General features: G+C 41.5%; 15 protein-coding genes and 1 rRNA gene. 6 read left to right on the top strand and 10 right to left on the bottom strand.

Annotated elements, in window-relative coordinates; genetic code table 11:
• Nucleotides 1-13 precede the first annotated feature (13 nt).
• Together VFC49_RS03760 and rlmD are read left to right on the top strand one after the other, a co-directional pair.
• Nucleotides 14-1,231, top strand: coding sequence for a PLP-dependent aminotransferase family protein (locus VFC49_RS03760; protein ID WP_324736228.1), 1,218 nt, complete (start codon nucleotides 14-16; stop codon nucleotides 1,229-1,231).
• Nucleotides 1,232-1,273: 42 nt separating this feature from the next.
• Nucleotides 1,274-2,536, top strand: a complete 1,263-nt coding sequence (rlmD, locus tag VFC49_RS03755; protein WP_324736227.1) for a 23S rRNA (uracil(1939)-C(5))-methyltransferase RlmD — start codon at nucleotides 1,274-1,276, stop codon at nucleotides 2,534-2,536.
• 5 nt (nucleotides 2,537-2,541) lie between these two features.
• Here the strand turns inward: rlmD and infB are convergent, their stop codons facing one another.
• From infB to rrf, 8 genes are all read right to left on the bottom strand, one after another.
• Nucleotides 2,542-5,976 (bottom strand): intein-containing translation initiation factor aIF-2, encoded by a 3,435-nt coding sequence (gene infB, locus VFC49_RS03750; protein WP_324736226.1) that lies wholly within the window; start codon nucleotides 5,974-5,976, stop codon nucleotides 2,542-2,544.
• 109 nt (nucleotides 5,977-6,085) lie between these two features.
• On the bottom strand, nucleotides 6,086-6,592 hold the full coding sequence (gene ndk, locus VFC49_RS03745; RefSeq protein ID WP_324736225.1) for a nucleoside-diphosphate kinase: 507 nt from the start codon (nucleotides 6,590-6,592) through the stop codon (nucleotides 6,086-6,088).
• 80 nt (nucleotides 6,593-6,672) lie between these two features.
• Nucleotides 6,673-7,392, bottom strand: coding sequence for a hypothetical protein (locus VFC49_RS03740; RefSeq protein ID WP_324736224.1), 720 nt, complete (start codon nucleotides 7,390-7,392; stop codon nucleotides 6,673-6,675).
• A gap of 16 nt (nucleotides 7,393-7,408) precedes the next feature.
• A complete protein-coding gene (locus VFC49_RS03735) occupies nucleotides 7,409-7,828 on the bottom strand; it encodes a hypothetical protein (RefSeq protein ID WP_324736223.1) in 420 nt (139 codons plus the stop codon).
• Nucleotides 7,829-7,989: 161 nt separating this feature from the next.
• Nucleotides 7,990-8,199, bottom strand: coding sequence for a 50S ribosomal protein L24e (locus tag VFC49_RS03730; RefSeq protein ID WP_013467394.1), 210 nt, complete (start codon nucleotides 8,197-8,199; stop codon nucleotides 7,990-7,992).
• A gap of 5 nt (nucleotides 8,200-8,204) precedes the next feature.
• The gene (locus VFC49_RS03725; RefSeq protein WP_013467393.1) at nucleotides 8,205-8,414 is read right to left on the bottom strand and encodes a 30S ribosomal protein S28e; all 210 of its coding nucleotides are present in this window, start codon (nucleotides 8,412-8,414) and stop codon (nucleotides 8,205-8,207) included.
• Between the two features lie 91 nt (nucleotides 8,415-8,505).
• The gene (gene rpl7ae, locus VFC49_RS03720) at nucleotides 8,506-8,877 is read right to left on the bottom strand and encodes a 50S ribosomal protein L7Ae (protein ID WP_324736624.1); all 372 of its coding nucleotides are present in this window, start codon (nucleotides 8,875-8,877) and stop codon (nucleotides 8,506-8,508) included.
• A 165-nt stretch (nucleotides 8,878-9,042) separates the two neighbouring features.
• Nucleotides 9,043-9,164: ribosomal RNA gene (gene rrf, locus VFC49_RS03715) — 5S ribosomal RNA — on the bottom strand.
• A 55-nt stretch (nucleotides 9,165-9,219) separates the two neighbouring features.
• Between rrf and VFC49_RS03710 the strand changes: the two genes are divergently transcribed.
• Nucleotides 9,220-10,734, top strand: a complete 1,515-nt coding sequence (locus tag VFC49_RS03710; protein ID WP_324736222.1) for a hypothetical protein — start codon at nucleotides 9,220-9,222, stop codon at nucleotides 10,732-10,734.
• A gap of 10 nt (nucleotides 10,735-10,744) precedes the next feature.
• On the top strand, nucleotides 10,745-11,134 hold the full coding sequence (locus tag VFC49_RS03705) for a ribonuclease P protein component 4 (RefSeq protein ID WP_324736221.1): 390 nt from the start codon (nucleotides 10,745-10,747) through the stop codon (nucleotides 11,132-11,134).
• Here the strand turns inward: VFC49_RS03705 and serS are convergent.
• Nucleotides 11,125-12,492 (bottom strand): serine--tRNA ligase, encoded by a 1,368-nt coding sequence (gene serS / locus VFC49_RS03700; protein ID WP_324736220.1) that lies wholly within the window; start codon nucleotides 12,490-12,492, stop codon nucleotides 11,125-11,127. The two genes, VFC49_RS03705 and serS, sit on opposite strands and share 10 nt — an antisense overlap.
• Before the next feature lie 96 nt (nucleotides 12,493-12,588).
• Between serS and VFC49_RS03695 the strand changes: the two genes are divergently transcribed.
• The gene (locus tag VFC49_RS03695) at nucleotides 12,589-12,894 is read left to right on the top strand and encodes a nucleotidyltransferase domain-containing protein (protein WP_324736219.1); all 306 of its coding nucleotides are present in this window, start codon (nucleotides 12,589-12,591) and stop codon (nucleotides 12,892-12,894) included.
• Nucleotides 12,887-13,270, top strand: coding sequence for a HEPN domain-containing protein (locus VFC49_RS03690; RefSeq protein ID WP_324736218.1), 384 nt, complete (start codon nucleotides 12,887-12,889; stop codon nucleotides 13,268-13,270). Before VFC49_RS03695 ends, VFC49_RS03690 begins: the two co-directional genes overlap by 8 nt.
• A gap of 7 nt (nucleotides 13,271-13,277) precedes the next feature.
• Here VFC49_RS03690 and glp read toward each other — a convergent pair whose 3' ends face one another.
• On the bottom strand, nucleotides 13,278-14,480 hold the full coding sequence (gene glp / locus VFC49_RS03685) for a gephyrin-like molybdotransferase Glp (RefSeq protein ID WP_324736217.1): 1,203 nt from the start codon (nucleotides 14,478-14,480) through the stop codon (nucleotides 13,278-13,280).
• Nucleotides 14,481-14,487: the final 7 nt, after the last annotated feature.

Here is a 14,487-nt window from a genome sequence, read left to right as displayed (position 1 = left end):
AGGAGGGATTTTCATGGACTATAATAAATTTTTGGCTGGAAGGGCTAACTGGATTAAAGGATCAGCACTGGCAGAAGTTATGAAAAAAGCTGCAGAGCTTCAGAGCAAAGGGAAAAACCTTATCTCTTTAGCTGCTGGAGATCCAGATCCTAATTTAATTCCAGGAGAGGTTTTAGGAGAGCTTGCAAAGGACGTTTTAGCCAATATTCCAAGCTCTGTAATGTACACACCAGCAAATGGAATTCCTGAACTCAGAGAAGAGGTTGCTAAGTTCCTCAAAAAGTATGAGCACGTGGAAGTTTCTCCGGAGGAGATAGTAATAACTGTAGGGGGTACTGGGGCTCTTGATTTGCTTGGAAGAGTTCTTATCGACCCTGGAGATGTTGTAATCACTGAGAATCCGAGCTACATCAATACAATACTGGCATTTGAGCAGCTTGGAGCAAAAGTAGAAGGGGTTCCTGTCGATAGCAAAGGAATGAAACCAGACGCTCTCCAAGAAAAGATCAGAGAGCTTAAGTCAAAGGGTCAGAAGATAAAGTTCATCTACACAATTCCAACAGGTCAGAATCCCATGGGGGTAACAATGAGTGAGGAGAGAAGAAAAGCACTCCTTGAAATTGCAAGTGAGCATGACCTTTTGATAGTTGAGGATACAGCATATAATTTTATGAAATACGAAGATAGGGAAATAAGACCATTGAAGGCGCTTGATACGGAGGGAAGAGTCATTGTGGCTGGAACACTGAGCAAAGTTCTTGGAACAGGCTTTAGAATTGGGTGGGTAATAGCAAAAGGAGAAATCAGGAATAAAGTCCTGATGGAGAAGTCTCCAATAGACTTCTGTGCTCCAACGATTTCTCAATATATTGCTCTGGAATATTTGAAGAGAGGATATTTCAAGGAGTACCACCTAAAAAGAGCCCTCCCAGGTTATAAAGAGAAGCGAGATTCCATGATAAATGCTCTCCAGGAATATCTGCCTAATGCAGAATTCACGAAGCCGATAGCCGGAATGTTCGTTATGCTATTCCTTCCAGAAAATGCTGATGGAATGGCATTTGCGAATGAGCTGATGGAGAGAAAAGGTGTTGTTGTGGTTCCAGGAAAGCCGTTTTACACAGATGAGAGTGGAAGAAATACAATAAGACTCAACTTCTCAAGACCAAGCAAAGAAGAAATCGAAGAAGGCATAAAGAGACTTGCAGAACTTTACAATGAGAGATTCTAAGGTCTTCGATATTCTTTTAAGCTTTCTTTTCAACTTTTCCTCATGAAAGCTCAAGGCTACATTGAAGAGATGAGCGATGAAGGTTTAGGTGTTTTAAAGGCTGAAAAACCAGTTTATGTCCCTTATACTGCTGTTGGAGACTTTGTGAGAGTGCATAAAACAAGAAGAAGATTTGGAAGATATATTGCTGAGAAATTTGAAGTTGTTGAGTTTTCTCAACTCAGACAGACTCCAAGATGCATGCATTTTGGAAAGTGTGGAGGCTGCTTGTGGCAGCATATCAAATATAAGGAACAGCTGAAGCTTAAGCAGGAAAATTTTAAGAAAATTACAGGAATTGCAACCGATATCAAAGGCTCACCAAAGCTCTTTGGATTCAGGAATTCGAGCAACTTCATTGTGACAACTCAAGGGATTGGATTTAAGGAATATTCCAGACCCTTAAGCATCGTTGATGTCAAAGAGTGCCCTGTATTTTCAAGTAAAACTTGGGAATACTTGAGGACTTTAAAGGAGTTTATGAGGGAGGAGAATCTTAAAGCTTGGAATTTAAAAAGGAAGAGAGGGGATGTCCACTACTTGAGCGTTAGAGAGGGCAAGTTTACTGGGGAGATTATGATAAGCCTTATAGCCCACATTAAGCTGAATGAAAAGTTTACAGAAGCTTTTAGGGACTACTTCCACTTTGCAGATTCCCTCTACTGGAGCTTTAAAGCTGATGAAAGAGACGACCCAAGAGGAGAGGCTGAGCTTATAGCTGGGGAACCTTACATCAGTGAAAAGATTGGGGATGTGGTTTATCTAATTCACCCAAATACTTTTTTCCAAGCAAACTCTTATGCCCTGCCTCTGTTGTTGAAAGCTGTTGAGGGCTTCACGGAAGGTGAGAAAGTTCTAGACTTATATTCGGGAGTTGGAACCTTTGGAATCTGGCTTGCTAAGAGGGGCTTTAAGGTTGAGGGAGTTGAAGTTAATTCCTTTGCAGTTGAGATGGCGAACAAAAACGCTGAACTCAACGGTGTTGATGCGGTTTTTAGAATTGGGAAGGCAGAAGAAACGGCAATCGGAGATTACGATACTGCTGTAGTTGACCCTCCAAGGAGAGGGCTGAAAGAGACGGCAGAACTCTTGGCAAAGAGCAGCATTGAGAATATTATTTATGTTTCCTGCAATCCAAAGGCTTTCAAGCTTGACTATGAGAATCACTTGAAAAAGGCTTACCAGATTGAAGATGCCCTTTTAATTGATATGTTCCCCCATACACCGCATGTTGAGGCTGTTATAAATCTAAAAGTAAAGAGATGAAATAATCAAAGCGCCGCCCAGAACGGATCTTCTCTTGCCTTAACTTTTGCAATCATCTTCAAAGCTTTTATATCGGTCTCGTCAAGCATGTCTCTAAGCTCTTTCACAAGCCTTATTGCATCGTCTCTGCTCAAATCAACGTAGAGAATCTCTCCCGGATGAATGTGTCTTCCAACTATTGGACCATCAATGGCAATGGCAACGGCTTCACCTTTTTTGGCCTCTTGGAGGAAGTCGTTCTTCGACTTGATAGACTTTATCGTTCCTACTTTCTGTCCGTTTTGCTTTATTAGAGTGTAGCCAGGCTTAATTCTTCCCTCAAGGACTTCAACACCGACTATTGCTGGATGACTTCTCCTGAAGACGTAACGCTCATCTGGGAACAGCCTTATAACTCCTGGGAAAGTTGTCTTAGCTAACAGCTCCTTTTTCTTTTTCTCTTCTTCCGCTTTTACCCATGCTTCATAGTCCTCAATTATCTTATAGATGATGTTCCCAACGAATATTGGCACTCCCTTGGCTTTTGCAATCTCCTCTGCATCTTCATTGACTTTGACGTTGAATCCAAGAACAACACCGTAGAGAGGCTTTTCTTCTTTTACGCTTAGAGCCTCCATGACATCAGTTTTGCTTATGTTTCCGACATCAGCTTTCCTGATTGGGATGTTCTTCTCCTGGAGCTCCTTGCTTAACGCTTCAAGGCTTCCAAGAGTGTCAGCCTTAACTATTACCCCAACCTTGTCTGTGCTTATGACGACGCTTTTAATCTGGTTAAGAATCTCCTGCCTTGCTTTTTCGATTTCCTCTTCACTTCTGCATGCTATCACTGGTGAACCTGCTAAGGCTTCCTCCAAATCTGGTGCGGCTATCTTAACACCCGCTGCTGCAACGACTTCATCAACTTGGTCAAACCTGAATCTTGGATCTCTAATCTCATCCAAGGGCTTCGGTTTGAGCAAAGCTCTGATCTTTGTTACTATTGCCTTGTCCTTTCCACCGACGACTATGATGTCATCCTTGTGGAGTGTTCCATCATAGATTATGACGTCAATAGTTGTCCCCAATCCCGGCTCTTCTCTAACTTCAAGGATCGTACCCCTTGCCGGACCTTCAACCTCAATCTTGAGCTTTTTCTCCAAATACTTCTGAGATAAACCAGCTATGAGGACTAAAAGCTCTGGAACACCTATTCCATATTTGGCTGAAATTGGAACGATAGCCAGCTCACGTGTAAAGTCCTGAACTCTGTCAAACCTGTTCGCTTGGAAGCCCATCTCATAGAACTTTCCAATAAGCTCCCAGAGTTTTGTCTCAAGCTCTTGCACAGCTCTTTGGTCTTGCTTTTTGATGTTTACCAGGAACGGTTCCCATTCCTGAATTTTCCAGCCCTTTATACGGTCAATCTTGTTTGCAGCAACTATAAACGGTGTTTTATATCTTCTCAGGATCTCAATGCTCTCAATTGTCTGGGGCTGAAAGCCTTCATTTATGTCAACAATGAGGATGGCTAAATCAGCCAAACTGCCCCCTCTCGCTCTTAAACTTGTGAATGCCTCGTGACCGGGAGTATCAATAAACAGCAGGCCAGGAAGCTTTATCTCGCCTTTCCAGAGCTTTAAGAGAGGTCCAGCAATTTGCTTAACAACATCGATAGGAACTTCCGTTGCTCCTATGTGCTGGGTTATACCACCAGCTTCTTTAGCGGCAACATTCGTTTTACGGATTTTGTCAAGCAGAGTGGTGTTGTGGACTAAAATCCCATTGGCTATGAAGTTGTGTGTCTCCGTTGTAAGGTCATAAACATAACCGTCATATTCAAGCTCCTCAATGCTTTCTACTGGAACAAAAGCCAGGTTTTCAATGAGGTTTTCAATGTAGTCAACGTCCTTTGAGTCAAATTCTCTGTTCCTCCAGACCTCAATCAGTTCCCTACCAAGTTCCGTAGGTTTTCCGTTCTTCATTAAACCATCAGCTTCAAAGGCTTTGATATAGTTGTGATCGCTTCGTGAACCTTCAAGCGCACTGAGCTTTACATCAAGGTTCTTTGATCCTCTTCTGATTGTCTGGAGGATTTTCTTGAGAATTTCATAACTTGGAATTTCTGAACTTTCATATTTTGAGTAGTATGGAACTTCACTGTTGAGCTCGCTCCTTGTAAAGCCGAATAAAAGCCTTAACCGTTTGAGCTCTTCCTGAATTGGATAGAGCTCACTCTTTTTACTCTTTTTAATTATCTTATCGAGTCTCTCCGTCTTGACTTTTACCGTGAATCCAATATGTTGCTTGAATTCAATTAGGTTCCTTCTTCCCGAAATTATCAGTGTCCGATATCCCTTGTTATCATAAATCTTCGACAGAATCCCAAACCTGAGAAGCACGAGAGTTAGCTTTTCAACGAACTCTTCTGATGCACTTGTTACTTCAATCCTTACATCCTTTAAACTGACATAAGCATCTGCATCAAAGTAGCCCCTAATGAATTCAGCCACAAGCTCCTTTGGAGCAATGAAGAGGACTTGTGGAACCCTAATGCTGTGAGCTTTCCTCTCTTCTGGATATTCGAACAGTAGCTTGATAAATCTGAGCAGAGCATTTTTCGCTTTTCTAAGCTCTATTTCATAAGAAGTTCTTCTCTTAACTCTGACAAGCTCTACACCAAGGGGTTTAAGGCCTTTGAGCCTTTCGAAAACTTCCACATCGTTGTTTGCTATTTTTTCTTGACTTCCATCACCGAACATGACTCCAGCAAAGTAGAACACAGCCTTCCACTCATCTATACTTTTTGGCATTTTAAGATAGTATAGAGGCTTTCCAGAACGGTGACCCCTTGGAGTAAAAGCTATTTTTTCAATGCTATCGTTAAGATTTAATTTTTCAATGTCCTCTTTTCTGAAGACATTTTTTTGGATCTTGTATATCTTATATCCTCTAAAGTGCTTCCTGATTTCTTCGAGCTTATTCTCATTTAGCTTTGCGATTAGCTCTTCAGTTAGAATTTTTGAGTAAACGTATCTCATAAAACGCTCATGACTCTCGTTCCCATCGATTCTCTTTGGAACTGCAACATAATCTCCAGGCTTAAGCTGGTCAGCACGTTTCCATCCTTTGTTCGTTAGAAACGGATGCTCCGGGGTTACACTAACAGAGTGCCAGTTTTTGAGTTTTACCTTAAGAACCTTACCCCTGTGCCTCAACCGCCAGATATAGGGACTTTTAGCTCTCCGAATAGTTCCATCTTGACTTACAACATGGACCTCAATGTTGAGTTCTCTGATTTCTTTTTCCCCATCTTTAACGACAATCTCTCCTCCAAGTTCAAACAGCTCTTTTAGGGTAATCTCACCAAGCTCTGGGATCACTATCCTTTCATCTGGCAAAAGGCACTTCCCATGATCAACATGACCAAGAACAGCTATAATTGGTTGTCTAATTCTTTTCATTTTTCCCACCTTCTTGTCGTTTTGTCAATTATTAAATGAGTGCTAACTTAATGCAAGCTCCAAGCTAATTTAAAAAATTGACTTTTAAAAGTTTGGTAGAAAAGAAAAACTACTCAATCCACTCGCCCTTCTCCTTATCCCAGTGTGTCTTATAGAACCAGTCAACGGCTTTTGAATATTCAAAAATTTCTTCAGGCTTAAAGTAGAGGTTTATCTCGCGCTCAGCACTCTCTGGGCTGTCACTTGCATGGACAACATTGTAAATTGCATCTCCAACATCCAAGCCCAAATCACCTCTAATTGTTCCGGGCTCTGCGTCTTTTGGATCAGTTGCACCAGCCATCTTTCTCACAACGCCGATAGCGTAACGGCCTTCAACGACCATAACAATACTGGGAGCCTTTGTTATGTAGTCAATGAGAGCATTGAAGAATGGCTTCCCTTTGTGTTCAGCATAGTGAATCTCTGCCAGCTCTCTATCAATATGAATCATCTTCATTCCAACGATTTTAAGGCCTTTCTTTTCAAATCTTGAAATGATTTCTCCAATTAATCCTCTAACAACGGCATCTGGCTTTATTATAACTAGAGTTCTCTCAACCTTATTGTCAGCCATTGGCAACACCAGAAAAGCTTAGCATAAAGTGTTAAAATGCTTTTTGGTCTAAAAATAATAAAAAGCTTAAGAAAAACTCATTAATTTGCAGGATTAATTTCGATAATTGCTTTTACAACACCTGGAGCTGTAGAATCATTGGATATCAGTTCAATTTTTTCTGGGGTACCATCCCCTTTAACAATGATTTTCCATTCTCTGTTCCCCTCTGAAGGCAACTTGTACATGTAGACTGTTTCTTTTAATCCTAATGTCATTAATAGCTTGTCTTTAAGAGATGGTTCTACTGGTATTAATATGTTGTGCTTAAGCTTAGAGTTAAGTGCAGCTAGTGGATGGTTGTGCATAAACATTTCAACAGCTTTTTCTGGTGGGATACCATAGTTTTCCTCAAGTACTTGAGTTAAAGGCAACTTTTTGCCATTTTTTAACTCGACATATCCGCTTAATTTGCCGTTTTCTACTTTTGCATATGTTCTCATAACAAGCGTGTCATTTATGTAGTACTCTTCAAATACTTCAGCTGACATTGTTTTTAGGTCTATCCATCCCCATCTCTTTCCACTACTTTTATATGCAAACTTCATGATCGCTTCCCTCGAGCCATTTACTTCTTTAATTTCGCCGAAATACTGATTGCTTTGAATAATTTCTGTGAATGAATATTTCTCTATTGTATTGATTCGTTCAGCTATTTTTTCGGAAGCAGGCATAGGATTGTACGCCAATGTAACTGCCACAGTTCCCGAGATTGCTAAAATAGTAAGCAACAATATAAGGACACTTTTTCTCATTGTCATCACCTCCTCAGATTTTTCATCCGTAGTAATAGTGTTTGTAGTGCCATCCTACTGTTAGTGTAGAGCTTGGACCATCTCTGGGATATGGATAGTAGAAACTTTTTACAAAAGATACTTTGCTGAAATACGAGACATCACGAAATCCATCGCTGTTCTCTACAGTCCCTATCGCTTGGCTGAAAATAAAGTATCCTAAAAATGGTATGAACAGTTCGGTGCATCCTTCTCCCTGATACCATGATGTTGAGTAGGTTACAAGCTCTCCCCTAATTACAAATGTACATTTTGCTGGCCAAGAACCCACTGTCCTTGTGTCATAGAATGATGGTCCATCGTCCCATAGAACAACATCGTATGTAGAAGAGTATGCTACTACACTTTCAAAAATACTTAGTATCCACAGTCCAATTACAAACAAAATTACCCATCTTCGCATTCGCCCCCCCCAAGGAGGATTTCAATTTAACATAGACCACTAATAATATTTAAGATTTTCGGCTGGTTATTAGACAATAAAGCCACAGTATAACTGTAAAATTTTAAAACTATCAGTAAAAGTAATTCTGCTAACGATTTAAAAAATAAAGAACAAAAAGCTCACCTTCTTCTGCTTCTTGCTCTCTGGAGCCTTGCCTCTTGGAATGCCTTTGTCCACTTAAGCTTTCTTGGATTTCTGCCCATGAGGAAGTACTTTTCGCACTTGCTTGAGCAGAAGAAGAAAACCCTGCCATCGTTTCTGACGAACATCTTTCCTGTTCCTGGTTCGAACTCCTTTCCACAGTATGAGCAGACGTTCCACCTTGCCATTTACATCACCTTGCCTTAATCTCTCTTGCTTCTCTCTCAGTCTCTCTGAGAATGACAATGTCGCCAACTCTCACTGGGCCCTTAATGTTCCTTCTGATGACTCTTCCCTTATCTCTGCCCTCTAAAACCCTAACCTTAACCTGAGTAACGCCACCTGTAACTCCAGTCCTTCCAACGATTTCAATAACCTCAGCAGCGTATCCTTCGTCGCTCATTCCTCACACCTCTATGATAGCTATAAAAAACCTCACCCAATGACCTTTAAATCTTTCGATGAGTGTGAATGTAAAGGGAAGGAGGGGGAGCTCACTTCATAAGCTCCCTAACCTTCATAGCGATTTCCTCAACAAGCTCACGAGCCTTACCAGGCTCGATTATAGCAACGCTTGCGGCTGAAACCTCAATACCAGCAGCAGCTCCGAGCTCCTTCTTGCTTGGAACATAGATGTATGGAATCTCCTTCTCCTCACAGAGTGGTGGTAAGTGTGCAACGATTTCCTCTGGATCAACATCTTCCGCGATTATGACAAGCTTTGCCTGCCCTCTCTCAACGGCCTTTGTTGTCTCGTTTGTACCCTTCCTTACTCTCCCGGTGTCTCTTGCAATCTCAACAGCCTCAAGAGCTTTCTCAGCCAGCTCTTTTGGAACCTCAAACTTCACGTAACTTGGCTTTGCCATTTCACATCCCTCCAAAACTTCATCGTTCATCGAGCTGTCAAGATAGCAAAGGAGAATTTAGTTTTTAAACCTTTCCCTAACAGACGCTGTTTGCTCGAAACTAAAAATCTTCACCAACTAAAGTGTACTGATTTCTTAAAATCTCAACAGAAAAACAGTTTGAGTGGCCGGCGGCGTCCCCGGTTTCCCGCCCCCTCTCGGAGGGCAGTACAACCGGGATCGCTGGCGGGCTTAACTTCCGGGATCGAAACGAGACCGGGTGTAGCCCCGCCGCTATGACCGCCGTACCGATACATACCTTCAAAGGAGGATTTATAAACATTTCGGTAGATGCTATGTTTGATGGAGGATTACGTGTTTAAACTTCTGAGGCTTGCAGGAAGGCGAGAAAAGCTTACACCAGCTAAAAGGGTTAGGGATTTCCAGAGTAAGATCCAGAGTTCAAAGAATGGTGAGCTTGTTGAAGTCCAGGGCTTTTTACTCCTCAGACAGCCCCCTTATGCTCCAAAGGATGCCCTCTACTACATCCTTTCGCCCCTCTCTCCAAGCGAACTTAAAAAAGCTGGGCTGAGAGCGTATCTTGTCCTCAGGATTACTGAAAAAAGCAATATTAGTGCTAAATTTAAGAGTGGAGAGTATGTAAGGGTTAAGGGAATTGTTGATGGTTATCCTTATGGAAACCTACGTATGGTTCATGTTGTATCTCTTGAGAGTGCGGATTACTCTGATTACTGGCTCGAATACGAAGATATGGCATTAAGCAAGAAAGAATTTGAGGATCTATTTATGAAAACAATATATGCCAACTACGACCTTGAGAAAGCTGTAATTTACTCCCTCTTTGCCTCTCCAATAATTGTGGGCACAAAAAAGAACTGGGGGGAAGGGATTACTTTTTCCGTATTCAAGAATGAGCAGAAAATCATCCTGTCAGTCTGGGAAACTGTTCGCTATCTTTATTTACTTTTCCCTATGGAACTGCACTTAAGAAAGGACAACAAGGACTCTTTTGTTGATCCAGAGCTTGATTTGGATTTCGTTCTATTTAATCCTAATAATACGAATCTGAAATACTATGTCCCATACAACAAGAAGATCCTCAGCAAAGAAATTCCAGCTCCAAATTGGGCTGTTGAATATTTTGAGAACAAAAATGCTGTGTTTTTGACGCCAAAGAGATACAGCCGGTTATCACCAGACGATCCACTGGCTTACTCTTCTGAAACTCCATATATTCTCAATGAACCTATTGGCTATGAGAGGAATAAGGAACTTGAAGAGCTGATTCCAAATGTTATCATAACAATCTTCAAAGAAAGGGAGAAAATAGCATCGCTTAGTGCTGGGGATGAGGTTATGCAGAAATTCAGAAACAGATTTGAGCATTGGATAATGAAAAACCGTCATGAATATGGTGAAAAATTTGACGCATTGATACTCAAGGGCATGATATTTGAGACAAATACAAGATATCTGCTGAGCGCTCATATTTTGGGTTCGATTGGTAGATTTAAGGGGAAGATTGATACGGGCATTATCCATGATGTCTTGCTCATAAACCAGGAAATCCTCGACCTGTGGATGAATGAACTGCCAGAGAAAGTCATATTGAGGGCCGTGGAAACTTACGAGAGATATATTAGTGGGGATAAAAGGGCAAACACTGCACTGAATATTTTTATGGACTTGGAGGCAACCTCTATTGATGGAACGGTTACCAGAGAAGAGTTCTACAAAGCGTTGCTTGAATATGGATTTAAAGAGGCATATGCCAAAGAGATCATAGAGCGTTTAATTGCAGAAGGGCACCTTTATGAACCTTTCTTTGGAAAGCTTAAAATGATAAAGCCAGAGTGAAGTGGTTGAAATGTCAAAGAAGTTTTTGAGGAAGAAGGAGCAGAGAGAGAAGAGGAAAATTGCTCTGGAGAGAATTAACATACTCTTTACATTAGCTGAGAGAGTTTTTCCTTATGATAAGGAGTTGGCTAATAGATATGTTGAAATCGCCCTGGCTGTGCAGCAGAAGGCTAAAGTGAGGATGCCAAGAAAGTGGAAGCGGCGGTATTGCAAAAAATGTCATTCCTTTTTAGTGCCGGGGGTTAACGCTCAAGTTAGGCTGAGGCAGAAGAGGATGCCGCATGTTGTTATCAAGTGTCTTGAATGCGGACATATTATGAGGTATCCATATCTAAGAGAGCAGAAAGAAAGGCGTAGGAGAAGACTTGAAGAGAGGGTTAAAAATAAGAGTCAACTTTGACAGCACTTCTCTTTTCTATCCGCAGGTACAATTTCTTTGAATCCTGTGTACTTCCACAGTGCCTTTGGTATCTTAACCGTCCCATCCTCTTCCTGGAAGTTCTCCAAAATGGCAACTATCGCTCTTGAGGTTGCTATCGCTGTTGAATTTAAGGTGTGCACGAACTTCGGCTTCTCATGAGTCTTGTCTCGGAATCTAATGTTCAACCTTCTCGCCTGCCAGTCGGTGCAGTTTGAACAGCTGACAACCTCTCTGAACTTTCCTTGGCCCGGCATCCATGCTTCAATGTCGTACTTTTTGGCGGCAACATAGCCCAAATCTCCAGTACAAATATTGACCACTCTATACGGAATCTCAAGTTCTTGGAACAGCTCTTCAGCGTTCTGGAGGAGCTTTTCATGCCACTCCCAGCTCTCTTCTGGTCTTGAATAGACGAACTGTTCAACCTTGTGGAACTGGTGGACCCTGAAAATTCCCTTTGTGTCCTTTCCAGCAGTTCCCGCCTCTTTACGGAAGCATGGTGAGACTCCAACATAAAGGAGTGGCAAATCTTTACCATCAATGATCTCGTTGGCATGCATTCCAGCTAATGGGTGCTCTGCTGTCGGGATCAGATACAAGTCTTCGCCTTCGACCTTATAAATAACATTTTCAAAGTCGTCAAAAGTTGTAACACCCTCTTCAACGTATCTCCTGACCATATAGGGAGGAATAACCGGTGTGAATCCTTTCTCAATCAGCCTATCAAGAGCAAAGCGGATTAGTGCTAAGTCAAGGATTACAATCTCATTGAGGAGATAATAAAATCTTGAACCACTGACCTTTGCAGCTCTTTCAAAATCTGCGCCTCTCAAAATCTCAAGCAGGTCAACGTGAAGCTTTGGCTTCCACTCTAAAATCTCATACTCCATCTTTCCTTGACTCTGCTCAAGAAAGCTCTCAAGATGACCTTTCCAGACTCTTGCCTTGCCCCAGAATTTTATCGGAACATTTTCGGTATCATCCTTTCCAATTGGGACACTTTCATGGGTTATGTTTGGCAATCTCCAGAGGTAGAAGTCAATTTTCTTCCTTATTTCTTCGTTCTCCTCCTCCAGTATTTCAATCTGCTTGACTATCCCTTTGCTCTTTGTAAGTAGGTCATCCACGCTTTCTCCCGCTTTCTTTCTTTTGCCTATTTCGACGGCTATTCTGTTCCTCTCCCTTCTCAGCTGGTTAATCTTTCTGAGGTTTTCTCTCCATTTCTTGTCAAGCTCAAGAATTTCATCAATCCATTTGAGCTTTTCAAGTTCACCGCGCTTTATAAGGTCACCTTTAACAATGTCGGGGTTTTCACGAATGAGCTTTATGTCAAGCATAGCATTCACCTAAGAATTTAAAGCGAAGAAGAAGTTTAAAAATCATTTGTTTTAGGTATGGAAATTTATTTAACCTTATGAGCATATGATTAAATCATGAGCAAAGAAAAGGCACTTAAAGAATTTGTGCAAATTCTAAAGGAGAGGTATGGAAAGAGGATCAAGGAAATAATACTATTTGGCTCTTTTGCCAGAGGAGATTATGACGAGGAAAGCGATATTGATGTTCTGATTGTGGCAAAGAACATTTCACAGAAAGAAATTTCTGAGATTACATGGGAGATTCTCATGAAATACGGTGAGGTTATATCTGCCATAGTTGAGGAGGAGAGTGAATTTGAAAAGTACAGGGACTACTCATTTCACAGGATTATATTGAAGGAGGGAATTAGGATTGGATGAAATTGAAAAGCATTTGGTAGCAGCAGAAGAAAGCCTAAATGAAGCTAAAATTCTATTGGAAAAGGGTCTGTACCGAGGTACAGTATCGAGAGCTTATTACTCAATGTTTCATTCTGCAAAGGCATTGCTGTTGACTAAAAATCTCTCCCCGAGAAAACATTCTGGGATTGTAAGAGTACTTGGGTTGGAATTTGTCAGCAAAGGATACTTAGAGGAAGTGTACGCAAAAGCTTTCAAATATGCTTTCGATATGCGACAGAAAGCGGATTACGGTGTTGAATTTGTTATCAGTAAAGAAGTTGCAGAGGAGCTCGTTGAAAATGCAGAACTCTTTTTAGAGCGTGTAAAGAGAGCTGTGGAAGAATTAAGAAAATGAGAGAAATTCAAACACCAAACAATATCACCTCAACTTCCTCTCCTTCGTCGAGTATCTCAACGTTCTCTGGCACTTCTATGAACCCATCAGCATCGATGAAGCTTGTGACAGCACCGCTTCCTTTTAGTATTGGCACGGCTTTATCATTTTCAATTCTCACCGGCAAGAACTGTCTTCTTCCTTTTACAGAGAAAACTTTGTGAGCAAGCTTTTTCTTAGCTTTTCTATACTCCAGACTCTGACCAAGAAGCTTCCTAATTAGGGGAGCGACCAGCAAAGTGAAGTTCGTTAGGCATGAAGTTGGATAACCCGGCAGACCAAAGATTGGTTTTCCATCTATGAGTCCAATTATTGTTGGCTTGCCCGGCTGAATAGCTATGCCATGAACCTTTATCTCACCGAGTTCTTCAATTATTGAAGCCGTTAAATCCCTAATTCCTCCGCTTGCCCCCCCTGAAAGGATCATCATATCGTACTTTAGTCCCCCAAGTATTTTCTCTTTTAAGCTTTCTCTGTCATCTCTTGCTATTCCCAAGAAATATGCTTCCCCACCAAGCTCTCTTACGGCATCACTTATCGCCCTGCCATTTATGTCATAAATCTGACCGTATTTCAGCTCTCTGCCCGGCAAAATAACCTCATTTCCCGTGCTTATCACGGCAACTTTGGGCTTTGCAAAGACCTTGACTTTTTCAAAACCGACAGCAGAAAGCAGGGCGGTTTCTTTGAAGCTCAGCTTTGTTCCTTTCTTCAACAGAAGCTTTCCTTTTGGTATATCCATCCCCGCCTTCATAACTCCATAATCGGGATACACTGGCTTATATACGACTACCCACTCATTTTCTCTGTCAACTTCCTCGAAAGGAATGACGGCATCTGCTCCCTTTGGCAGAGGTGCACCTGTCGAAATGTAAGCGCTTTCTCCATCTTTTATCTCTATCTTTGGCATGTCTCCAGCGTTTATTTCCCCAACAACTTTTAATTTTACAGGGTTTGTTTCACTTGCACCCCATGTATCTTTGCTTTTCACAGCGTATCCATCAACGGTTGACCTATCAAACGGAGGAACATCTATTGGACTGGTTATGTCTTCAGCTAAGACTCTTCCTAAGGCTTCTTCAAGCTTGATCTCTTCAATTTTGGGCTTTAAGGAAAATGAATTAATAACCTTCAAAGCCTCTTCGAGTGGAACAACCTTCAGGAATGCCATGTCACCA

It is taken from the genome of Thermococcus sp. SY098, from assembly GCF_035621495.1.
Taxonomy (GTDB): domain Archaea; phylum Methanobacteriota_B; class Thermococci; order Thermococcales; family Thermococcaceae; genus Thermococcus_B.
The sequence above is the reverse complement of the archived record's forward strand: the minus strand, read 5'-3'. Positions and strand labels throughout refer to the sequence as shown.

Bases quoted from the DNA above. Each gene is read 5' to 3' on its own strand.
- glp (WP_324736217.1), bottom strand. From the start codon at position 14,480: ATGGCATTCCTGAAGGTTGTTCCACTCGAAGAGGCTTTGAAGGTTATT.
- ndk (WP_324736225.1), bottom strand. From the start codon at position 6,592: ATGGCTGACAATAAGGTTGAGAGAACTCTAGTTATAATAAAGCCAGAT.
- VFC49_RS03705 (WP_324736221.1), top strand. From the start codon at position 10,745: ATGTCAAAGAAGTTTTTGAGGAAGAAGGAGCAGAGAGAGAAGAGGAAA.
- rpl7ae (WP_324736624.1), bottom strand. From the start codon at position 8,877: ATGGCAAAGCCAAGTTACGTGAAGTTTGAGGTTCCAAAAGAGCTGGCT.
- VFC49_RS03735 (WP_324736223.1), bottom strand. From the start codon at position 7,828: ATGCGAAGATGGGTAATTTTGTTTGTAATTGGACTGTGGATACTAAGT.
- infB (WP_324736226.1), bottom strand. From the start codon at position 5,976: ATGAAAAGAATTAGACAACCAATTATAGCTGTTCTTGGTCATGTTGAT.
- VFC49_RS03725 (WP_013467393.1), bottom strand. From the start codon at position 8,414: ATGAGCGACGAAGGATACGCTGCTGAGGTTATTGAAATCGTTGGAAGG.
- VFC49_RS03710 (WP_324736222.1), top strand. From the start codon at position 9,220: ATGGAGGATTACGTGTTTAAACTTCTGAGGCTTGCAGGAAGGCGAGAA.
- VFC49_RS03760 (WP_324736228.1), top strand. From the start codon at position 14: ATGGACTATAATAAATTTTTGGCTGGAAGGGCTAACTGGATTAAAGGA.
- serS (WP_324736220.1), bottom strand. From the start codon at position 12,492: ATGCTTGACATAAAGCTCATTCGTGAAAACCCCGACATTGTTAAAGGT.
- VFC49_RS03740 (WP_324736224.1), bottom strand. From the start codon at position 7,392: ATGACAATGAGAAAAAGTGTCCTTATATTGTTGCTTACTATTTTAGCA.
- VFC49_RS03730 (WP_013467394.1), bottom strand. From the start codon at position 8,199: ATGGCAAGGTGGAACGTCTGCTCATACTGTGGAAAGGAGTTCGAACCA.
- VFC49_RS03695 (WP_324736219.1), top strand. From the start codon at position 12,589: ATGAGCAAAGAAAAGGCACTTAAAGAATTTGTGCAAATTCTAAAGGAG.
- rlmD (WP_324736227.1), top strand. From the start codon at position 1,274: ATGAAAGCTCAAGGCTACATTGAAGAGATGAGCGATGAAGGTTTAGGT.